Source organism: Sphingopyxis bauzanensis, assembly GCF_002205675.1.
GTDB classification, from domain to species: domain Bacteria; phylum Pseudomonadota; class Alphaproteobacteria; order Sphingomonadales; family Sphingomonadaceae; genus Sphingopyxis; species Sphingopyxis bauzanensis.
Window position 1 is genome coordinate 836,219 of record NZ_NISK01000001.1, and the last position, 19,722, is coordinate 855,940.

19 protein-coding genes are annotated in these 19,722 nt (G+C 64.3%); 7 read left to right on the forward strand and 12 right to left on the reverse strand.

Going from position 1 to position 19,722, the window contains the following annotated elements:
- Nucleotides 1-7: 7 nt before the first annotated feature.
- From CDQ92_RS04120 to CDQ92_RS04135, 4 genes are all read right to left on the reverse strand, one after another.
- On the reverse strand, nucleotides 8-1,468 hold the full coding sequence (locus CDQ92_RS04120) for a S41 family peptidase (RefSeq protein WP_088440087.1): 1,461 nt from the start codon (nucleotides 1,466-1,468) through the stop codon (nucleotides 8-10).
- A 155-nt stretch (nucleotides 1,469-1,623) separates the two neighbouring features.
- Nucleotides 1,624-2,337: an RlmE family RNA methyltransferase gene (locus CDQ92_RS04125; RefSeq protein WP_088440088.1), complete on the reverse strand. Its 714-nt coding sequence runs from the start codon at nucleotides 2,335-2,337 to the stop codon at nucleotides 1,624-1,626.
- Nucleotides 2,334-3,437, reverse strand: coding sequence for a Ppx/GppA phosphatase family protein (locus tag CDQ92_RS04130; RefSeq protein ID WP_088440089.1), 1,104 nt, complete (start codon nucleotides 3,435-3,437; stop codon nucleotides 2,334-2,336). The genes CDQ92_RS04125 and CDQ92_RS04130 overlap by 4 nt, the downstream gene beginning before the upstream one ends.
- Before the next feature lie 192 nt (nucleotides 3,438-3,629).
- Complete coding sequence (locus CDQ92_RS04135) at nucleotides 3,630-4,037, reverse strand: glycine zipper 2TM domain-containing protein (protein WP_088440090.1); 408 nt, start codon at nucleotides 4,035-4,037, stop codon at nucleotides 3,630-3,632.
- A gap of 162 nt (nucleotides 4,038-4,199) precedes the next feature.
- On the opposite strand from CDQ92_RS04135, the gene CDQ92_RS04140 reads away from it, so the two are divergent.
- A complete protein-coding gene (locus tag CDQ92_RS04140) occupies nucleotides 4,200-5,210 on the forward strand; it encodes an esterase-like activity of phytase family protein (RefSeq protein ID WP_088440091.1) in 1,011 nt (336 codons plus the stop codon).
- Between the two features lie 24 nt (nucleotides 5,211-5,234).
- Here the strand turns inward: CDQ92_RS04140 and rpmB are convergent, their stop codons facing one another.
- Nucleotides 5,235-5,528: a 50S ribosomal protein L28 gene (gene rpmB, locus CDQ92_RS04145; protein ID WP_088440092.1), complete on the reverse strand. Its 294-nt coding sequence runs from the start codon at nucleotides 5,526-5,528 to the stop codon at nucleotides 5,235-5,237.
- A 142-nt stretch (nucleotides 5,529-5,670) separates the two neighbouring features.
- Here rpmB and tadA point away from each other — a divergent pair, with 142 nt between their 5' ends.
- Nucleotides 5,671-6,126 carry a tRNA adenosine(34) deaminase TadA gene (gene tadA / locus CDQ92_RS04150; RefSeq protein ID WP_088440093.1) on the forward strand — a complete coding sequence of 152 codons (456 nt, stop codon included), beginning with the start codon at nucleotides 5,671-5,673 and terminating at the stop codon, nucleotides 6,124-6,126.
- A gap of 2 nt (nucleotides 6,127-6,128) precedes the next feature.
- On the opposite strand, the gene CDQ92_RS04155 is transcribed toward tadA, so the two are convergent.
- Nucleotides 6,129-6,833 carry an NAD-dependent deacylase gene (locus CDQ92_RS04155; protein ID WP_088440094.1) on the reverse strand — a complete coding sequence of 235 codons (705 nt, stop codon included), beginning with the start codon at nucleotides 6,831-6,833 and terminating at the stop codon, nucleotides 6,129-6,131.
- A gap of 201 nt (nucleotides 6,834-7,034) precedes the next feature.
- On the opposite strand from CDQ92_RS04155, the gene dapB reads away from it, so the two are divergent.
- Entirely contained in the window at nucleotides 7,035-7,763 is a 729-nt protein-coding gene (gene dapB, locus CDQ92_RS04160) for a 4-hydroxy-tetrahydrodipicolinate reductase (protein WP_088440095.1), read from the forward strand.
- A gap of 42 nt (nucleotides 7,764-7,805) precedes the next feature.
- Here dapB and CDQ92_RS21555 read toward each other — a convergent pair whose 3' ends face one another.
- Together CDQ92_RS21555 and CDQ92_RS21560 are read right to left on the reverse strand one after the other, a co-directional pair.
- On the reverse strand, nucleotides 7,806-7,973 hold the full coding sequence (locus CDQ92_RS21555) for a hypothetical protein (protein ID WP_229667475.1): 168 nt from the start codon (nucleotides 7,971-7,973) through the stop codon (nucleotides 7,806-7,808).
- Between the two features lie 102 nt (nucleotides 7,974-8,075).
- Nucleotides 8,076-8,249 (reverse strand): hypothetical protein, encoded by a 174-nt coding sequence (locus CDQ92_RS21560; protein WP_229667473.1) that lies wholly within the window; start codon nucleotides 8,247-8,249, stop codon nucleotides 8,076-8,078.
- 174 nt (nucleotides 8,250-8,423) lie between these two features.
- On the opposite strand from CDQ92_RS21560, the gene nth reads away from it, so the two are divergent.
- Both nth and CDQ92_RS04175 read left to right on the forward strand, forming a co-directional pair.
- A complete protein-coding gene (gene nth, locus CDQ92_RS04170) occupies nucleotides 8,424-9,080 on the forward strand; it encodes an endonuclease III (RefSeq protein ID WP_088440096.1) in 657 nt (218 codons plus the stop codon).
- 164 nt (nucleotides 9,081-9,244) lie between these two features.
- On the forward strand, nucleotides 9,245-10,618 hold the full coding sequence (locus CDQ92_RS04175) for a M20/M25/M40 family metallo-hydrolase (RefSeq protein WP_088440097.1): 1,374 nt from the start codon (nucleotides 9,245-9,247) through the stop codon (nucleotides 10,616-10,618).
- A gap of 35 nt (nucleotides 10,619-10,653) precedes the next feature.
- On the opposite strand, the gene CDQ92_RS04180 is transcribed toward CDQ92_RS04175, so the two are convergent.
- Entirely contained in the window at nucleotides 10,654-11,244 is a 591-nt protein-coding gene (locus CDQ92_RS04180) for a TetR/AcrR family transcriptional regulator (protein WP_088440098.1), read from the reverse strand.
- Between the two features lie 33 nt (nucleotides 11,245-11,277).
- On the opposite strand from CDQ92_RS04180, the gene CDQ92_RS04185 reads away from it, so the two are divergent.
- Nucleotides 11,278-12,444, forward strand: a complete 1,167-nt coding sequence (locus CDQ92_RS04185) for an aromatic ring-hydroxylating oxygenase subunit alpha (RefSeq protein WP_088440099.1) — start codon at nucleotides 11,278-11,280, stop codon at nucleotides 12,442-12,444.
- Nucleotides 12,441-14,060 carry a phytoene desaturase family protein gene (locus CDQ92_RS04190; protein WP_088440100.1) on the forward strand — a complete coding sequence of 540 codons (1,620 nt, stop codon included), beginning with the start codon at nucleotides 12,441-12,443 and terminating at the stop codon, nucleotides 14,058-14,060. The genes CDQ92_RS04185 and CDQ92_RS04190 overlap by 4 nt, the downstream gene beginning before the upstream one ends.
- On the opposite strand, the gene CDQ92_RS04195 is transcribed toward CDQ92_RS04190, so the two are convergent.
- The 3 genes from CDQ92_RS04195 to CDQ92_RS04205 form a co-directional block, all read right to left on the reverse strand.
- Nucleotides 14,022-15,356 (reverse strand): APC family permease, encoded by a 1,335-nt coding sequence (locus CDQ92_RS04195; protein ID WP_088440101.1) that lies wholly within the window; start codon nucleotides 15,354-15,356, stop codon nucleotides 14,022-14,024. The two genes, CDQ92_RS04190 and CDQ92_RS04195, sit on opposite strands and share 39 nt — an antisense overlap.
- A gap of 16 nt (nucleotides 15,357-15,372) precedes the next feature.
- A complete protein-coding gene (locus CDQ92_RS04200) occupies nucleotides 15,373-17,760 on the reverse strand; it encodes a TonB-dependent receptor (protein ID WP_088440102.1) in 2,388 nt (795 codons plus the stop codon).
- Between the two features lie 103 nt (nucleotides 17,761-17,863).
- Entirely contained in the window at nucleotides 17,864-19,717 is a 1,854-nt protein-coding gene (locus tag CDQ92_RS04205) for a tetratricopeptide repeat-containing sulfotransferase family protein (RefSeq protein WP_088440559.1), read from the reverse strand.
- Nucleotides 19,718-19,722: the final 5 nt, after the last annotated feature.

A 19,722-nucleotide genomic window follows, 5' to 3' on the forward strand; every position in this document is an offset into this window, starting at 1 on the left:
GCGCGGGTCAGAACAGCCCCGGCAATTCGCGCTGCGCCGCGCTCGGCCGGTCGCCGACCAGCATTTCGGGTTCGGCAGCGATACGCGCGCTGCTGCTTTGCGCCGCTGGACCGACGCTGGCCTCGGCAATCCGTGTCGGGCACCCGGCGCCAGACAGGAAATCGATCGCCCGGCGCACCGACGCTTCGCGCGCGTCGCCCAGCGGCAGGCTCAAATCGTCGGTTGCGGCGCAGCTGTTCGCGATCTTCGGCGCCAGCCCGTCGTAATAGTCGCTCGCACCGGTCGAATTGCCGGTGGCAAAGGCGACGACGCGCATCCGGTCGTCGCATTCGGCCTTGTCGAGCGCGATCTGACCGACCGGCTTGCCAAAGGTGTTGCTGCCGACCAGCGTCATGTTGGTGCCCAGATAGGGCAGCATCGAATTGATCACCAGTTCGCTCGCCGATGCGGTCGATCCGGTGCCGATAAAGGCGATGCGCGTCGGCGCAATCGATTCGGGCTGCGGCCCGAAGAAATGCCGGTCGTTCTCGACCGCCTTTGACGGACGAAAATTGGTTTGCGAGAATAATTCGCTCGATGTGCGGTTGCGCCCCAGCAGGTCACCCATCAGCTCGGCGGTCGATACCAGCCCGCCACCATTATAGCGGAAATCGATGATGATGTCGGTCACGCCCTGGTTGCGAAAATCCAGGAAGGCGGTGCGCAATTGCGGGTTTGCCGACGAGATGAAGGTGCGCAGGTTGAGGTAACCATAGTTGCGCCCGCCCTCACTGATGATCTTGGCGCCATAACGATCCGAAATCGGGTCGAGCGAATAATCCGCCTTGGCGACGGTCACGTCGCGCGTTCCGGCGGCGTCGGTGATCCGCAGGACGCGGGTCACGCCGGGGTCGCTCGGCCCCAGCGCGTTGGTGATACCCGCCGTGCCTTCGGACGCGACGATATTGGCAATGGTGCGGACATTGCCGCTGTTGGTGCCGATCCCGACGATGGCGGTGCCGCGATCGATCCCTGCCGCAAAGGCAGGGGCGGTCTCATAGGCTTCGGCGATCAGGACGCGCTGATTTGCCGCGTCATAGACCAGACGAATACCATATCCGGCGCTCGACCCGCTGGCGAAAAAGGCGTTCTCCTCGGCAATCGAGGTGATGTAGGTAAAGAAACGGTCCTTGTTCAGCGCGCGCGCCGGGGCGACCAGCGCGTCGATATAGGCATCGACGGTGCCAAAGCTCGCCGGATTGACCCCGGTCGCCACGTCGGTGGGGAACAGATACCATTCGTCGATCACCGCCTTGGCGAAGGACTGCCGCGCGGAAAGGCCGCAGCCCGCGGTCGGTGCCGGCGTCGGTGAGGGGGTCGGCGCGACCGTGATCGGCCCGCCTCCGCCCCCGGTCGACCCGCCACCCCCGCCGCCGCACGAGGCTAGAAGGAACGACAGGACGGTCAGTGACGCAACGGCGCTACGCATATATTTTCCCCGGTATAATCAATGGTTCCGAGAATAGTCATATCGGCCATGAATTGGAAATGAAGAAGCAATGTCCGCATGCGACCCGTTACGGGCCTAAGCAATCCTCCCCCAACGCGGTCACCTGTTCATACGCCAACGGTGACGCCGACCTGTCAGTCGCCTGCGTCCGTTTCACGCCGCCCCTTGAAACCCTGCGCGACGACATAGAGTTCGGGCGACCCCTTGCGGCTCGCGGGCGGCTTGGCGTGCTTGATCGTCGTGAAGTGTTTTTTCAGCAGCGTCAGCAGCGTGTGGTCGGCGCCCCCCGCAAACACTTTGGCCACGAACGCACCGCCGGGTCGCAGCGTCTGCACCGCAAAATCGGCGGCGGTTTCGGCCAGCCCGATCGTGCGCAGATGGTCGGTTTGCTGATGGCCGACGGTGTTCGCCGCCATGTCCGAAATCACCAGATCGGGGGCGCTGCCCAGCGCTTCAATCAGCGCATCGGGCGCCGCATCATCCATAAAATCCATCTCGAGGATTTCGACACCCTCGATCGGCTCGCACGCCAGCAGATCGATGCCCGCGACGCGCGCGCGCGGATTATTTTTGCGCACGACCTGCGACCAGCCGCCCGGGGTGATGCCCAGGTCGACGACCGCGCGCGCCTTTTTGATGAAACCGAATTTGTCGTCGAGCTCGATCAGCTTGTACGCGGCGCGCGATCGATAACCTTCGGCCTGCGCGCGGCGGACATAGGGATCGTTGAGCTGGCGTTGCAGCCAGCGCGTCGACGACACGCTGCGCTTTTTCGCGGTCTTAACGCGCACATGCAGTCCGCCGCGACCGCTGCCGCCGCCCTTGCTGCTTCCACTGCCGCCGCTCATTTGCGATACTCCCGGCGCGTCACCGGCACGTCGCGGCCCTGCATCGCCAGCGTGCGCAAAATGCCCTCGCGGATGCCGCGGTCGGCGACGCCGACGCGTGCCGCGGGCCACAGATCGATGATGCTCTCTAAAATCGCGCAGCCGGCGACGACCAGATCGGCACGCTCGCGGCCGATGCACGCGATGTCGGCGCGGTCGGCGATGCTGGCATCGGCCAGCCGGCGGCTGATGTCACGCATCGCATCGGTCGGCACGACCAGCCCGTCGACGGCGCGGCGATCATAGCGTGGCAGGTTCAGGAACACGCTGGCCAGCGTCGTAACCGTGCCGCTGGTGCCGAGCAGGCGCAGCTCTTGCCCGGCAAATTGTTCGGCGCGCCCGGCAAAGGCGGCAAAGGCGGTGCGCGTCACTTCGCGCATATGTGCATAGGCCGCCTGTCGCCCCGCCAGGCTGTCGTCGGGCAGTGGTGCATGTTCGGTTAGCGACACGACGCCCCATGGCACGCTGATCCAGTCGTGGATCTGGACGTCATGATTCGACACATCGACGTGCATCAGCTCGGTCGAACCACCACCGATGTCGAAAATCAGCGCCGGACCTTCGCCGGGTTCCATCAGATTGTGACAGCCGAGTACCGCGAGTCGCGCCTCTTCGGCGGGAGAAATGATGTCGAGGACGATGCCCGTTTCGCGCCGAACCCGCTCGGCCAGTTCGACGCCGTTGGCGGCGCGGCGGCAAGCTTCGGTTGCGACCGCGCGCGACAGCGAGACGTGGCGGCGGCGCAGCTTGTCGGCGCAGATCGCCAGCGCCGCGACGGTGCGGTCCATCGCCGCATCGCTGATCCGCCCGCTGAGGTGCAGACCCTCGCCCAGCCGGACAATACGCGAAAAGGCGTCGATCACGACCAACTCACCGTCCTGCGGCCGGGCGATGAGCAACCGGCAATTGTTGGTGCCCAGGTCGATCGCGGCATAGCTGCGCGGTCGCACGAAATGCGCTGCGCGCGCGGCGGGTTCTGCCGGGTTTCGCCCTTTCGCCGCCGGTCCCGTCCTTGAACCTGGCCGCGGCGGTCGCCCTGATGGCGCTGCCATTTGCCGCATGGCTAGTATTACCTGTCTCTCTCACGCACCCGCCAATCGCGGATGTGCACTTGCGCAAGAACCTAGGCTTTGGTGGCCTTTTAGGCAACCCCGTCTGCTTCGCGGCGCCACGACACAAAGAAAGCCCCGCCCGGCGTTGGCCGGACGGGGCATGTAGGGGGGACTGCAAATTATTGGAGGTCGGGACTGCCCTTAACGACAGCCGTCATTCCCCTTGTCGATCGCGCGGCCGGCGATTGCACCGACTGCGCCACCGATGATCGTGCCGACGGCGCGGTCGCCGCGGCCGGCGATTTCATGGCCGGCGAGCCCACCGGCGATCGCGCCGATGATCGTGCCGCCGGTGCCATTGTCGCACTGGCGATAATTGCGCTGGTTGTACCGCTGCTGGTTGTAGCGACGGTCCTGGCGATAATCGCGGCGGTCGGCGCGGCGATCGTAACGACGGTCATAACGGCGGTCGTCGCGGTCATAGCCAACATTGTAGCTCGAATAGCCGCGCTGGTCGTAATAGCCGTTCTGCGCCGCAGCGGGAGCCGCCATGCCCAGAGTCGCGGTGGACATCAGGGCGGCGATCGAGAGGGTCACCATCTTTTTCATCGTCGTTCTCCTTCTTTCGTCGTTTGGCCCTTCTGGGCGTTGTCGATGAAGGGGTTATGAGCGATTCGCATTGAGCCGACCCTGAACGCGCTTGTTGGCTGCCGTTCAGCTTCGCGTCCCGCCACGCTTTCCTTTCGCGCGCCACCGCCCTAACCGGCGCCGATGCGCCGCCTGTTTTTCGCCGCCTTGATCTTTCTCGCGCTCGGCCCGGCGCTGGGGACGGTGCATCGCTTTCCCGTCGATAACCTGACCCAGCGCGCCGCCGCACGCCCGCTGGTCTTTGCGCCGCAGACGCGCGGCCCGATGCGCTTCGTGCGCGGCTGGCACCTCGTCAGCCCGCACAGTTACTTCGGCGGCTTTTCGGGGCTCGCGCGGATTGGACCCGGCACGTTCCAGCTGATCGGGGACAATGGCTACGCGGCGCAACTGACCATGGATGCCAGCGGCCGGTTCGCCGCGGTTCATATCCGCCCGCTGCCGACCCCCGACGGCCGTCCCGCAACCAAGACGATGGCCGACACCGAGGCGCTGTTTGTCGATCCGGCGCGTGGTCAGGCCTGGATTGCGCTCGAAGGGATCAACCAGATCTGGCGCCTTGATGCCAATCTTGCGACGATCGAAGCGCGCCGTAGGCTGCCCGAACCGCGCTGGCCCGCCAATCGCGGAGCCGAGGCGATGGCGCGGCTCGCCGATGGGCGAACGGTGGTTTTTTCCGAAGGTGCCGACGACCATCCGCACGGGACTGAGGCGCTGTTGTACACGGGTGATCCCGCGGCGCCCGGGCCACCACCGATTCGCTTCTTCTATGATGCGCGCGGCAAGGGATTGGCCAGCGATGCCGCGGCGCTGCCTGACGGCCGCTTCCTGCTCGTCCACCGGCGGCTCGGCTTCGATCCCGTATTCACGACGATCATCAGCATCGTCGATCCCGCCGACATCGCCAAGGACGCGGTGGTGCGGTCGCAAACGATCGGCCGCGTCCCCCGCCCACTCGCCGAAAATTACGAAGGCGCCGCGGTGACGGTCGAGCAGGGACGGACCTGGCTGTGGCTGGCGTCCGACAATAATTTCAACGCTTGGCAGCGCAGCCTGCTGCTCCAGTTCGAGCTTGTTGATCTGCCACCAGCAAAAACCCCGGACAGCAAAAAGGCCGCGCGGAAACCGGCGGCCTGATTGCGGTTAGCGATGGGAAAGTGCTTAGGCGGCCTTTTCGGCCAGCTTCTTTGCGACTTCCTTCTTCACCTTGCGTGCCGAATCGGACAGCTGGTCATCGCCGGCCTTCAGCAGCCAGTTGTCGAGGCCGCCATTATGCTCGACGGTGCGCAGGCCGTGGGTCGACACGCGCATCTTGACGCCCTTGCCCAGCGCGTCCGACAGCAACGTCACATTCTGCAAATTGGGCAGGAAGGTGCGCTTGGTCTTGTTGTTGGCGTGGCTGACATTGTTGCCGACCATACGACCCTTGCCGGTCAGTTCGCAGATGCGCGACATGATGTTTGTCCTCGTACAAAAATATCGGTTCGGCGTCCGGGTGCTTCCCGTGAAATCGGGGAAGGCAGGACCGGAGTGAGCCGGGAAAGGCGCGCGCTTATCGGCTTGCCGCAGATTCGTCAAGCGACTAGCGGGAAAAGCGATGCCGCAATTTCCGCTGCCCGAACCGATGCGCCGCGCGCTCGACCTCGCCAAAACCGCAGCGGACCGGGGCGAAGTGCCCGTCGGCGCCGTGGTCGTCAAGGATGGTGCGATAATCGGCGAAGGCCACAATCGCCCCCGCGAATCGCACGATCCCACCGCGCACGCCGAAATCGTCGCGATTCGCGCTGCGGCAGCCAAGCTCGGCAATGAACGTCTCGAAGGCTGCGATTTGTATGTGACGCTGGAGCCCTGCGCGATGTGCGCGGGCGCGATCGCCCACGCCCGCATCGCGCGGCTCTATTATGGCGCCGACGATCCCAAGGGTGGCGGTGTCATCCACGGCCCCCGCGTGTTCACGCAGCCGACGGTGCATCATCGGCCCGAGGTGTATGACGGTATCGGGGCAGGGGAGGCGGCGGGGCTGCTCAAGGATTTTTTCGCGGCGCGGCGTTAAGTTTAAGTAAGCAAAACCTCCTCCACCCATTGCGGCACCACCACACTTGCCGGCCCATGCCGCGCCTCGCTGAACCAGTAACTCCCCTGGCTCGGTTCCATATTCAGCTCCAGCGTCCTCGCGCCCGCCGCGCGAGCCTCGCGCACGAACCCTGCCGCCGGATATACCGCGCCCGACGTGCCGATCGACACGAACAGGTCGGCGCGGTTCAGGGCGGCGTAAATCTCGTCCATCCGGTACGGCATTTCGCCGAACCACACGATGTCGGGGCGCAAGGTGCCGACGACCCCGCACGCCGCACAGGCGGGCCGATCGAGTAGCGGCCCGGTCCAAGGCAGCCGCGCATTGCATGCCGCGCACCAGGCGTTCAGATGCTCGCCATGCATATGGATCAGCCGTTTGGCCCCGGCGCGCTCGTGCAGGTCGTCGACATTCTGCGTCACGATCAGCAACTCGCCCGGCCATTTCGCGTCGAGCCGCGCCAGCGCTTCATGTGCCGCATTCGGCAGCTTGGTCTGGATCGCCTCGCGCCGCGCATCATAGAATCGCAGCACCAGATCAGGGTCGCGCGCAAAGGCCTCAGGAGTTGCGACATCCTCGACGCGGTGCTGTTCCCACAATCCGCCGCCGTCGCGAAACGTGTCGATGCCGCTTTCGGCCGACACCCCGGCGCCGGTCAGGATGACGATGTTCTGAATATCCTTCATCCTCCCTCTCTATTCGTTCGTGTCGAGCAAAGTCGAGACGCCTGTCGATGAAACCCTCCAGTGCTGACCCTCATTGGAGGGATGGGCCTGACCCGTCTTCCGTTCGTCCTGAGCTTGTCGAAGTACTGCCCTTCCTCTTATGGCGGTGACAGGACAAGTACGGCCCTTCGACAAGCTCAGGGCGAACGGGGATTTGGGATCATGACCAGCATCGGCATTATCGGCAGTGCAGGGCGGATGGGCGTCGCACTCGCCGCGGCGATTTCTGAAGCGGGGCAGCGGCGCTGCGGCATCGACAAGGGCGGGGATGTCGGAAAACTGGCTGACGACGCCGACGTCCTCGTCGATTTCTCGTCGCCCGCGGCGCTCGAAACCACCCTCGACGCCTGCGTGGCAGCAAAGAAGCCGATCGTCATCGGCACCACGGGGCTTGAGGAACGCCATCATTATCTCATCGATGATGCGGCCGCTGACATCGCGGTGCTCCAGACTGGCAACACCTCGCTCGGCGTGACCCTGCTCGCGCATCTGGTGCGCGAGGCGGCGGCGCGGCTCGATCCCGAATATGATATCGAGATCGTCGAAATGCATCACCGGATGAAGCTCGACGCGCCCAGCGGCACCGCGCTGCTGCTCGGGCAAGCCGCCGCCGAAGGGCGCGGCATCAGCCTTGCGACCTGCTCCGAACGTGGCCGCGACGGCGTCACGGGCGCGCGGGGCCATGGCAAGATCGGCTTTGCCAGTCTGCGCGGCGGCACCGTCGCGGGCGATCACGACGTGATCTTTGCCGGGCCGGAGGAAATGATCACCCTGTCGCACCGCGCCGAGAACCGTATGATTTTCGCGCGCGGCGCTGTCCGCGCGGCGCTGTGGCTGACCGGACAAAAGGCCGGGCGCTACACGATGCCGCAGGTGCTGGGGCTGAACTGACGGAGACGGCGGCGGACCAGTTGGTCCGCCGCCCGCCAGTGGCTATTTGAACTTGAATTCGCGCAGTAGGAAGCTCCCCATCACCGTGCGATATTTGGCGCGATCGCCCGATTCCGCTTCCATCTGGGCATCGTTGCGCTTCATATGTTCGCGATAGGCGGCGTTGCGCCGTTCATCTTCCGCCGCGTCGGCGAAATTGGCAAAGGTCACCGACAGATAAAGGTCGGGTTCGCCCGGCCGCGAATTATAATTGCCATAGACTGCATAGCTGATGATCCAGCCTTGCGCCTTCGCGAACTCCTGCGCCTTGCGTCATTCGGTCGCCAGATAGTTGGCATATTGCAGGCCGCCGCCATCGGCGATGTCGATCATCGATACTTCGGTATAGTTGCCCGGGGAAAAGGGATAGTTTTGCGCCGCCGCGGGTGTGGGCATGGCAAACGCCAAGGTTGCGGCCAGCGTGGCCGCTTTCAGCAAGTTGGACATGGTCTGGTCCTCCAGGTCGAAACGAGAACCCCCTGGCCCCCTTGTCCGACCTCCCCGGTGCCGAATCCTTTCGCGGGAGCCGTGAAGCGACTCGCCATCAAGGTAGGCGAAGGCTAGGCCTCTCGGTACAGGAGTCAAACCGCGCCCGATGGCCGCGTAGTCGGGAAAGCGCCGATGAGAAGAGCCGATATTTTCGAATTCTACCGCCGCCTCGCCGAGCTCAACCCGAGTCCCGAGACCGAGCTGGCCTATGGCAACACCTACCAGCTGCTCGTCGCGGTCGTGCTATCGGCGCAGGCGACCGATGTCGGGGTGAACAAGGCAACGCGGCGGTTGTTTGCCGAGGTGACGACGCCGCAGCAGATGGTCGACCTGGGCGAAGCCGGGCTGAAAGAGCATATCAAGACGATCGGGCTGTTCAACCGCAAGGCGAAGAACGTCATCGCCCTCTCCGAAATCCTCGTCCGCGACCATGGCGGCGAAGTCCCTGCTGATCGCGACACGCTCGTCGAACTGCCCGGGGTCGGGCGCAAGACCGCCAATGTCGTGATGAACTGCGCGTTTGGCGCCGAAACCTTTGCCGTCGACACCCATATCTTCCGCGTCGGCAACCGCACCGGGCTCGCCCCGGGCAAGACCGTTCTGACGGTCGAAAAGGCGCTGGAAAAAACCACCCCGGCGCCGTTCCGCGTCGGCGCCCACCACTGGCTGATCCTCCACGGCCGCTATATCTGCAAGGCGCGCACGCCCGAATGCTGGCGCTGCCCTGTCGACGACCTGTGTCGGTTCAAACCGAAGACGGCGGCGCCAAAGGCGAAAAGGGCAGCGTAATAGGGCGTCACGCAGAGGCGCAGGGTACGCAGAGATTTGGGCTCACGCGGAGAGGCGGATCCGCGGACAGAATATCTTTCCCTTCTCTGCGACCTCCGCGCCTCTGCGCGCATTTCTTCTGCGCCCTCTTGCGCCGCGCCACCCACGCGCCATAGTCCGCCCTCATGCGCAACCTTACCACCCCGCTCGCCCTCGCCGCCGCAATGCTCGCCGCCGCGCCCGTCCACGCCAAACCCGCCGATGCCGACGCCGCGAAGCAGATCCTGAAAGACAGTATCGCGATCCCGACTGTTCAGGGCCGCGGCAAGGTGCCCGAACTCGCGGCCTATTACGCCGGGGTGCTAAAGGCCGCAGGTTATGCCGACAGCGACATCGAAATCACCCCGATAGGCGAAACCGCAACCTTTGCTGCGACGCTCACCGGTACGACCCAGAAAAAGCCGATCGTGCTGCTCGGCCATATGGATGTGGTCGAGGCCGACGCAAAGGACTGGACGCGCGACCCCTTCGTCCCGGTCGAGGAGGATGGCTATATTTTCGGCCGCGGGTCCGAAGACAACAAGTTCGACGTCTCAATGATGGTCGCGACGATGGCGCAGCTGAAAAAGGACGGCTTCAAACCCAACCGCTCGATTATCCTGCTGCTCTCGGGCGACGAGGAAACGCAGATGCTGACGACGCGCGCGCTCGCAGCGAAATACAAGAGCGCCGAATTTGCACTCAACGGCGACGGCGGCGGCGGTACGATCGCCGAAGACGGCAGGCCGCAATATTATGGGCTGCAGGCGGGCGAAAAAACCTATGCCGATTTCACCCTCGAAGTCACCAACCCCGGCGGCCACAGCTCGCGCCCGTCGCCCGTCAACGCGATCGTCCAGCTGTCGAATGCGCTGGCCAAGGTCGGCGCCTATAAATTCGCCGCGCAGCAGAATGAGCTGACCAAGGTCGGCATGCCGATCGTCGCCGACCAGGTCGGCGGCAATATGGGTGCCGCGCTCAAGGCCTTTGCCGCCAACCCGGAGGATGAGGACGCGATCACCAAGATTCGCGCCGACCCCGAATATGTCGGCCAGATCGGCACCACCTGCGTGCCGACGCTGGTGAAGGGCGGTCATGCCGAAAATGCGCTGCCGCAGCGCGCCACCGCGAACATCAACTGCCGCATCTTCCCCGGCGTCCCGGTCGAAAGCGTGCGCGCGGAGCTGGAGCGGTTGATCGCCGACCCCGCGGTCAAGGTGAACCCCGATCCCGACGCCAGCGCCAGCGACGCCTCGCCGCTGCGCCCCGACGTCATGGCGGCGGTAAAGAAAGCCGTCCACGCCCGCGCCCCCGGCCTGCCGATCATCCCGTCGATGAGCGCCGGGGCGACCGACAGCTACCACTTTCGGATTGCCGGGGTGCCGAGCTATGGCGTCGCCGGGTTGTTCTCGAAAGCAAGCGACAGCTTCGCGCATGGCCTCAACGAACGCGTCCCGGTCGATGCGATCGCCCCCGCGCTGGCGCATTGGGACAACCTGCTGCGCGATTTGTCGAAATGATTGAGCGCCGCCCCCGCCTGCGCCGGGGCGACGGACTAAACCAACGCCGCCACCGCGCGCTCGACCATCGCCACCGCCGCCTCGGCGCCGAAGCTTTCGGCGTCGAGCGATAGTTCGAGCCACAGCCCGTCGACCATCGCGGTCAGCATGATCGCCAGCCGTTCGGCATCGGCGGCGCCGCAGGCGGTGAGCAGCTCGCCCAGCCGCGCGCGGTAGCCCGCGTAGCTATCGGCGTGAATATTCGCCATCCGCGCATTGCTGCGCGCCAGCGCCCAGAACGCCGTCCACGCCCCCAGCAGCTCGGGATCGGTCACCGGCGGACGGAAGCTCGCGGTCAGATACGCCAGCAACTGCGCGTGCGGGTCAGTGCCGGCGCCCGCCACTGCTTCGGCAAAAATCGCGTCCATGCGGTCGCTCGTCGCCTCGTAAGTGGCGGCGACCAGATCGTCGATGCCGGCGAAATAATGGCGTAAAAGCCCGGGCGACACTCCGGCGCGGGCGCAGATTGCGCGGACGCTGGTTCCCGTCATGCCAACTTCGGCCAGGCACGCGGCGGTCGCGTCGATCAGGTCGCCGCGACGGGCATCGGCGCTTTCGCGCGTAAAGGCTTGGCGAGCGGGTTGCATCTTGTTATACGTTTGTACAACAAGGATCGACTCATGGCAACGCTGCGCGACACTTTCATTCGTCAAGACCCGCAAGACGGCTGGTCACTCCCCGCATGGACGTACAGCGATCCCGACTTTTACGCGGCCGAAATGGAGCGCATCTTCCGCCCCAGCTGGCAGGTCGTCTGCCACGACAGCGATATCCCGAACCCCGGCGATTGGCACAACATCGACTATTGCGGCGAAAGCGTGGTCGTGGTGCGCGGCACCGACCGCATCGTGCGGGCCTTTACCAATGTGTGCCGCCACCGCGGCTCGCGGCTGCTCGATGGCGCTACGGGCTGCGTGAAAAAGCTCGTCTGCCCCTATCACGCCTGGACCTACGAACTCGACGGCCGCCTGACTGGGGTCCCTGATTCGGCCAGCTATCCGATGCTCGATCGCGGCAAGGCGGGGCTGGTTGGGGTCGATCTCGAGCAATGGCGCGGCTTCTGGTTCGTGCGCCTCACCGACGATGGCGGCCCGTCGGTCGCGTCGATGATGGCGCCGTATGAGGAACAAGTCGCGCCCTATCGCTTCGAAGACCTCGGCGCCCTCGGCCGCGTCACGCTGCGACCGCGCGAAGTGAACTGGAAAAATGTCGGCGACAATTATTCGGACGGCCTCCATATCCCTGTCGCGCACCCGGGCCTGACCCGGCTGTTCGGCAAAAGCTATGGCGTCGAGGCGACCGATCATGTCGACCGCATGTGGGGCGACCTGATCGACCGGCCATCGGTGAACTGGTCCGAACGCATGTACCAGCGGCTGCTGCCGCCTGTCCCGCACCTGCCTGGGGACAAGCAACGCCACTGGCTCTATTTCAAACTCTGGCCCAACGTGGCCTTCGACATCTACCCCGACCAGGTCGACTTCATGCAGTGGCTGCCGACCGGCCCGACCAGCTGCCTGATCCGCGAAATCAGCTACGTCCTGCCCGATGACCGCCGTGAGATGAAGGCGGCGCGCTACCTCAACTGGCGGATCAACCGCCAGGTCAACGCCGAGGATACGCTGCTAATCACCCGCGTCCAGCAGGGGATGGCGTCGCAAAGCTTCACCATGGGGCCGCTCAGCGACAAGGAAGTCTGCCTCAAGCATTTCTGTTCGCGGATGCGCTACCTGATCCCCCAATCCCGCCTCGAACAAGCCCCGCGTGCGGGATGGAGCAAAGCATGACCAAGCACTATGACGCGATCATCATCGGCGCCGGCCATAACGGCCTCGTCTGCGCTTTCTATCTCGCCAGGGCGGGGTTTAAGGTGCGCATCGTCGAGGCGCGCGACGTCGTCGGCGGCGCCGCGGTTACCGAGGAGTTCGCGCCGGGCTTCCGCAATTCGGTCGCGAGCTATACGGTCAGCCTGCTCCAGCCCAAGGTCATCGCCGACATGAAGCTCGCCGATCACGGCTATCGCGTCATCGAACGGCCGATCAGCAATTTCCTGCCGCAGGAAGACGGCGGCTATCTGAAACTCGGGGGCGGGCTGGAGCGCACGCAAAAGGAATTTGCCCGTTTCTCCGCGCATGACGCGGCACGTCTCCCCGAATATTATGACATGCTCGAAGGCGTCGCCGACGTGCTGCGCGACCTCGCGCTCAAATCGCCGCCCAATGTCGGCGACGGGTTCAAGACGCTGATCGATGCGGCGCGCCAGGGGCGCGGGCTGACCAAGCTCAGCCTGTCGCAGCAGCGCGACGTGCTCGAACTGTTCACCAAATCGGCGCGCACCTTCCTCGACAGCTGGTTCGAGAGCGAAGCGGTGAAAGCGGCATTCGGCTTCGACGCCGTCGTCGGCAACTACGCCAGCCCCGACACCCCGGGCAGCGCCTATGTCCTGCTCCACCACGTCTTCGGCGAAGTGAACGGCAAGAAAGGCGCGTGGGGCCACAGTATCGGCGGCATGGGCGCGATCACCCAGATGATGGCGAAGGTCTGCACCCAGCTCGGCGTCGAGATCAGCCTCGAAGCCCCGGTGTCGCGGGTGCTCGTCGACGGCGGCAAGGCCGTAGGGGTCAAGCTGGTCAGCGGCGAGGAAATCGCCGCCGCGCGCGTCATCGCCAATGTCGGGCCGAAATTGCTCTATGAACGGATGTTCGACGACGGCGACATCGCGACCGAGTTTAAGCGCCGGATCAAGGCGTTCAAGGCGGGCAGCGGGACGTTCCGGATGAACGTCGCGCTCCGCGAGCTGCCCAAATTCTCCTGCCTTCCGGAACCCGGCGAGCATCATCAGTCGGGGATCATCCTAGCCCCGACGCTCGATTATATGGACCGCGCCTTCCTCGACGCGAAGCAATATGGCTGGTCGAAAAAGCCGATCGTCGAAATGCTGATCCCGTCGACGATCGACGACAGCCTCGCACCCCCGGGACAGCATGTGGCGAGCCTGTTCTGCCAGCAATTCGCGCCCGAGCTTCCCGCCGATCCTGACGGAAGCGCGCGAGATTGGGATGCCGAGGAAGGCGCCGCCGCCGATTGCATCATCGACACCGTTGAAGCGCATGCGCCTGGCTTCCGCGCCTCGATCGTCGGGCGCCAGATCCTCAGCCCCAAGGGGCTCGAACGCAAATTCGGGCTGGTCGGCGGCGACATCATGCACGGTAATATGAGCCTCGACCAATTGTGGTCGGCGCGCCCGGTGCTTGGCAATGGTGCGTATCGCGGACCGCTGAAGGGGCTTTATATGTGCGGCGCGGGCACGCATCCCGGCGGCGGCGTCACCGGCGCGCCGGGACATAACGCGGCGCAGGTGATTCTACGCGACCGCGGCTTCTTCGCGCCCCGCTGGGCCTGATCGCCGCATCGCAAGATAGATTGGCAGCCCGGCGGCCGTCAGCCCGATGCTCCACAGGCTGGCGTCCAACCCGGCGCCGTAAAAGGCCCAGCAGCTGTACAAGAAGCCGACGATGGTCAGCGTCACAAAGGCTGGCGACGCCTTGATCGTACCATCATGCTCGAGCTTGAGCGCCGCGAGCGCGCCGACGATGTAAAAGATGATCGCGGTCGACGTCGTCACCAGCACCATGAATTTGAACAATTCGGCAAGGCCGCGCGAGTAATTGGCATAGACGACCAGGCTGGCGAGCGCACTCGACACGATCTGGGTCACCCATGGCACTGCGAAGCGGTTGTCTTTCGCAAAAGCTGCGGGCAGAAGCCCGCGATGCGCGAGATCGCGCGGGATTTCGCCCTGCAGCAGAACGAAGCCGTTGAGCGCACCGAGCGCGGCAACCGCGGCGAACAGCGCGACCGCTTGCCCCGCCGACGGACTGATCAGCGTGCCGAAAAAGGTCGCATAGGCGGCGTTCGATGCCTCGAGCGTTGCCAGCGGCAGCAGCAAGGTCACCGTCGTGCACGACAGCAGATAGAGCAGCCCGGTCGCCGCCGCAGCGATCAGCGTCGCGCGCGGGACAGTCCGTTCGGGGTCGCGCACCCGGTCGCCAACGACGCAGGCGCTCTCAAAGCCGAGCAGCGCGAACAACGTCAGCGTCGCAGCGGTGCCGATGCTGTCGAAGCTGACCGGCTTTGTGCCGGCCATCGTCGGGGTTGGCGCGTCGCCGGTGCCGAGCAGCCACAGCGCGACGAGCACAGCGCCGACGACGGGAATCAGCTTGAGCCCGAGGGTGAGTAATTGCGCCCCGCCCGCGCGGCGCACCCCCATCAGGTTGACGAGGGTGAAGAGCCAGATGAAAGCGATTGCGATCACCGCCGTCCCTGCCCCGGCATTGCCCAGCGACGGCATCAGGATCGACAAATTGCTGATCGCCGCTACGGCGAGCGTCGCGACGACGGTCCAGCAGCTGATCCAGTAACTCCAGGCGACGATAAAGCCCGTACCGGGGCCAAAGGCCGCGGCGGCATAGGTATAGGTTGCGCTGCCCCCGGGCAGTTTTTTCGCCAGACGCGCGAAAGCGATCGCAAGGCACAAGGTGCCGGCAATCGACACCCCCCAGCCGATGACTGCATTCCAGCCGAGCGGCGCCAGATCGCGCGGGAGCAGGAACACCCCCGACCCGATCATATTGCCCATGCCGAGCGCAACGCACATCAAAAGGCCGAGCTTTTGGCCCGGCCTTTCGTTGTTACTCATCGCGGTTGTCACCCGATCAGAAATCCTTGCTGACCTTGATCCCGATCAGGCGTGGGCGGATGACGGTGTCGTAAAAGACGCCGCCGGTCGCGGTGTCGCCGCCGGCGTCACCGCAGACGGTTTCGACGCATTGCACGCCCGAATTGATCACGCCGTTGCTGTCGAACAAATTGGTCGCGAAGATTTCGGCGCGCCAGCTCTCGGCGGTGATGCCGAAGCTCATGTCGACGGTCGAATAAGACGCGAACTGGCCCTTGATGCCGTTCTGCTCGGTTCGCAAATCGCTACGCCGCTTGCCGACATGATTGGCGGCGAGCTGAAAATGACCGTCATTGCCCATCAGCGGGAATTCATAGCGTGCGACGATATTGCCCTTGAACTTGGGCGTGACGGGCAGGGCGGTTCCGGCAGGCGCAAGCAGCGCGTTGGCCGATCCGTCGGTACCCGGAAGGGCGCAGTCGAACGTCGCATTGGCGATGCGGCAGAAATCTTCGCGGATTTCGGCGTCGTTATAGCTGAAGCCGGCGTTGAGCGAGAAGCCGTCCTGCCGATAGCTGAGGTCCATTTCGACACCACGGATGCGCGCGATCCCCGCGTTGCGGATTTCGGTCAGCCCGTTGGGGCCGAGGAAGGAGAGCTGAATGCCGTTCCAGTCCTCCTGATACACCGCGCCGTTAAAGCGAATCGGCCCGAAGCTGGTTTTCCAGCCGAACTCGTAATTGTCGAGCGTATCGGGTCCGTAGGGTGCGAGCCCGCCGCGCCGGTTAATTCCACCCGGCCGAAATCCGCGCGAGAAGGTACCGTACACGAGCGCATCGTTGCTGATCTTGTACGTCAGGTTCAGCTTGTGGATGAAGTCGCTGTCATTGGTTCGTTCGTCCAGATTGGTACATGGACTGTTCGGCAGCGCGGCGGGAGCGAAGCAGGCGGCTTCGCCGGTCCGGCTGCTGTAACCCGACGAAAAGCCAAAAAAGCCGATGAGGCTGTTGTCGAATTTATAGACGCGCCCGCCACCGGTCAGCGTCAATTTGTCGGTGATGTCGAACGACAGCTCGCCGAACGCGGCATAGTCGCGATCGACGCGCTTTTGCTGGGTCAGCCAGATGTTGCTGTCGGTTCCGGTCACGGTGATCGCGTCGGCAATATCGTCGATGATATAATTTTGTTCGATGTTATGGCTCTGGCGCTGATAAAATACGCCGCCGATAAAGCGGATGCGGGCGTCGGCGGGCGACGCAACGCGCGCTTCGAAGAAATTGCGGCGATAGCGGTCCTTGCCCTGAATATATTGGTTCGGGTTCACCAGATCATCGTTGTTGTCATAGAAATACGAGCCATATCCGGCGATCGCGTCATAGAAATACGCATAGTCCGAATAGTCGCTTTCGGTTACCGTCTGGCGCCGCAAATGGCCGCCGGTAACGGTCAGGTCCCAGTTGCCCAGCTTGCCCTCGATAGTGAGCGCGGCCTGGATCCACTTATCCTCGGCGCTTTCGGGGTTGTATTGCACCGTCTGGAGATCGCCGTTAACCGACGTCGAGCGTTCTTGCGCGAAGCTGCCGTTCGATTTCTGCACCTGGCCCATCACCAGCGGGCGGATCGTCCAGTCATCGTCGAGCTCGATGCCCAGCGCCAAACGCGCGCCATAAGTGTCGACGCCGTTATAATCCTTTTCGACCAGGTCGGCGTTTGACTGGGTGATTCCCGACGAGGCATAGGTGCGGCTGCCCGCAATATTGTCGATATAGCCCGCATCGCGGCGATACCAGCCAACGAGGCGCAGCGCCGCGCGATCGCCGAGCGGGGCGTTGACGAAGCCCTCGGCAATGCCGCCGATGCCGCCATGCGCGACGCTGTTCAGCTGGAAAGACGCCTCGCCATAGGTGCCGCTAGTATCGGGCTTGTTGGTGACGAGTTTCAGCGTTCCCGCCATCGAACTGGCGCCATAAAGCGTACCCTGCGGCCCCGCGAGCGCCTCGACGCGCGCCAGATCATAGGTGTGGATATCGAGTGCGCCCTGGATCGTCGTGACGGGCATTTCATCCAGATAGGTGCCGACGGTCGGCAGCGAGGCCGAGTGGTTGGCGTTTTCGCCCGACGACACGCCGCGGAAATAGACCTGGGCAAAGCCGGGCGCCGCCGACTGGATCGTCACCGAAGGCAGGAATTTGACGACGTCCGAAAACTCGTTGACTTGCAACTGGTCGAGCCGCTCGGTGCCGATCGCGGTGATCGCGAGCGGGACATCCTGCAAATTCTGTTCGCGCTTCGACGCGGTGACGACGATGTCGCGATCGTCGTCGATCGCGGCCTCCTGCGCCAGCGCCGCGCCCGACGTACACAAGATGCTGCTGGCGAGCAGAAAAGCGCTGCTGCGGACCAGACCGGTTGAAAGCTTGACCATGAGACCCCTCTCGAATGACAACTCTGTGACGCGAGGATGACGCAGCGCAGCATAAGCGCAAGCATTGTTGTCGAGGCGACGAGGTTGTTGGTCGAAAATGTCGTCAGCTGTTGCCAAAAGGCAACGAATTTGTCGGCGTTGCCGATTGGGAATGCGCGGGTACGGCGGGATATTCGTCGAGAACCGCCCCCAAAGCGCGCTTGAGTGGGCCGAGCCAAGCGTCATAGGGCCGCCACTGATCGACCCCATCGCGATTGATCGGACGGCGGACCTGCTCGCTCGATGCGGTTCGCACCGCGCGCGCATTGGTGTGGAACGCCATGCAGGCCTCCTCGAACGGCAGTCCAAGATAGCCAAGCATCGCGCGCACCTCGGCCTCAGGATTGTCGAGCAATGCTTCGTGGATCACCCGGTGGACGCGGCCCGGCTGGACTGCGTCGATATGCGCCATCAACCGCACATAATCACGGTAGTAAGTGCCCATGTCGGCCAAGTCGTAGCTGAACGCCTGCCCCTTGGCATAATGTTGGCGGAAATTGGACCAGCAGCAGTCGAGCGGATGCCGCCGCGCGTCGATGATCTTCGCATGGGGCAGGATCAGGCGGATCAGCGGGACATAGCGCCAGTTGTTCGGCAGCTTGTCGATATAGAAAGGCTTGCCGGTCTTGCGCTGGACGGCGGTGCGGCGCAGAAACGCCGCGCCCATTTCGGCCAGCCGTTCGGACGGTGCGTCAGCGAGCGCGGCGACCCAGTGACGGCCTTCGCCCTGCGTTTCGCGCCCCAGACCGAGGGCGAGCGCGGGGATATCGGGTAGCTCCATCGTCCCCTCGACCGCCGAATGGCTGGCGAGAATCTGTTCGATCAACGTCGAACCGGCGCGCGGCATGCCAAGGATGAAGATCGGATCGGGCGCCGGATCGCCCATGTCCATACGCGCGGCAAAAAAATCAGGGGTGCAGGTCGCGATCGCGGCATCGACGATTGTGCGGGTATCGGCAGCGTCATAACAAAGCTGCCCGGCGCGGATCGCATTGCCCGCGGCATAATGGCGAAAGGCGGGTTCGACGTCGCCAGCATCATCATAGGCTTTGCCAAGCGCAAAATGCAGATGCAGCCGGTCGTCGTCGCGCTGTTCGCCAGCGGGTTCGGCGGCGACCAGCGCGGCTTCCATCGCCGCGCGGTCGTCGGCACTGAACCGGATCGTTTTCAGATTGGCGAGGCTCCACCAAAGTTCGCCGAGGCCGGGATCGACGGCAAGCGCGTGGCGATAGGCGGCGATGCTGTCGTCCTGTCGCCCGACCGTCTTGAGCAGATGGCCATAGCTCATCCACAGCTTGGCATGTTCGGGGAAGCGCGCGGTCAGCTGTTCGTAGAGTGCGAGCGCTTCGTCATAGCCACCGATCCGTCCGAGCGCCGCCGCTTTCAAATTGACGTGCGCCGGATTGTCGGGGTCGTCGCCGAGCACCGCATCGAGCGTTTCGGCCGCCTCGGCAAAGCGGTTCTGCTTGTAGAAGACGGTGGCGAGATTGGCGCGGGCCGCCCCGAAACCCGGGGCGAGTTCGAGCGCCCGGTTCAGCAATTTTTCGGCGTCGGCGTAACGTCCGATCCGACCCGCGACCTCGGCCAGCATGCGGATCGCGGCGACATCGGTCGCATCCTCGCGTAGCCGCTGGCGCAACGCGGTTTCGGCGTCGGGCAGGCGGTTTTCGGCGAGTGCCAGCGCGGCATCGACCATGGCTTCATCATGAATTGTGGCGCCGACCGCGGCGAGCGAAGCAGCTTGCGCTTCCGCTTCGCGGTTCAGCGAGCGCAACGCATGCGCGGCAAGCCGGTGCGCGGCCGCGGACGTTGGCACCGCTTCGATGATCGCCTGTGCCTGTGCCAGCGCGGCAGCAGGCTCGGCGGCCAGCAAGCGGCGGGCATTGGCCAGCGCTGCATCGTGGGTGAGCGTCGCTATTGTCA

Excerpts from the sequence above, each read along its gene's own strand:
- CDQ92_RS04120 (WP_088440087.1), bottom strand. The coding sequence starts at position 1,468 with ATGCGTAGCGCCGTTGCGTCACTGACCGTCCTGTCGTTCCTTCTAGCC.
- CDQ92_RS04125 (WP_088440088.1), bottom strand. The coding sequence starts at position 2,337 with ATGAGCGGCGGCAGTGGAAGCAGCAAGGGCGGCGGCAGCGGTCGCGGC.
- CDQ92_RS04130 (WP_088440089.1), bottom strand. The coding sequence starts at position 3,437 with ATGCGGCAAATGGCAGCGCCATCAGGGCGACCGCCGCGGCCAGGTTCA.
- CDQ92_RS04135 (WP_088440090.1), bottom strand. The coding sequence starts at position 4,037 with ATGAAAAAGATGGTGACCCTCTCGATCGCCGCCCTGATGTCCACCGCG.
- CDQ92_RS04140 (WP_088440091.1), top strand. The coding sequence starts at position 4,200 with ATGCGCCGCCTGTTTTTCGCCGCCTTGATCTTTCTCGCGCTCGGCCCG.
- rpmB (WP_088440092.1), bottom strand. The coding sequence starts at position 5,528 with ATGTCGCGCATCTGCGAACTGACCGGCAAGGGTCGTATGGTCGGCAAC.
- tadA (WP_088440093.1), top strand. The coding sequence starts at position 5,671 with ATGCCGCAATTTCCGCTGCCCGAACCGATGCGCCGCGCGCTCGACCTC.
- CDQ92_RS04155 (WP_088440094.1), bottom strand. The coding sequence starts at position 6,833 with ATGAAGGATATTCAGAACATCGTCATCCTGACCGGCGCCGGGGTGTCG.
- dapB (WP_088440095.1), top strand. The coding sequence starts at position 7,035 with ATGACCAGCATCGGCATTATCGGCAGTGCAGGGCGGATGGGCGTCGCA.
- CDQ92_RS21560 (WP_229667473.1), bottom strand. The coding sequence starts at position 8,249 with ATGTCCAACTTGCTGAAAGCGGCCACGCTGGCCGCAACCTTGGCGTTT.
- nth (WP_088440096.1), top strand. The coding sequence starts at position 8,424 with ATGAGAAGAGCCGATATTTTCGAATTCTACCGCCGCCTCGCCGAGCTC.
- CDQ92_RS04175 (WP_088440097.1), top strand. The coding sequence starts at position 9,245 with ATGCGCAACCTTACCACCCCGCTCGCCCTCGCCGCCGCAATGCTCGCC.
- CDQ92_RS04180 (WP_088440098.1), bottom strand. The coding sequence starts at position 11,244 with ATGCAACCCGCTCGCCAAGCCTTTACGCGCGAAAGCGCCGATGCCCGT.
- CDQ92_RS04185 (WP_088440099.1), top strand. The coding sequence starts at position 11,278 with ATGGCAACGCTGCGCGACACTTTCATTCGTCAAGACCCGCAAGACGGC.
- CDQ92_RS04190 (WP_088440100.1), top strand. The coding sequence starts at position 12,441 with ATGACCAAGCACTATGACGCGATCATCATCGGCGCCGGCCATAACGGC.
- CDQ92_RS04195 (WP_088440101.1), bottom strand. The coding sequence starts at position 15,356 with ATGAGTAACAACGAAAGGCCGGGCCAAAAGCTCGGCCTTTTGATGTGC.
- CDQ92_RS04200 (WP_088440102.1), bottom strand. The coding sequence starts at position 17,760 with ATGGTCAAGCTTTCAACCGGTCTGGTCCGCAGCAGCGCTTTTCTGCTC.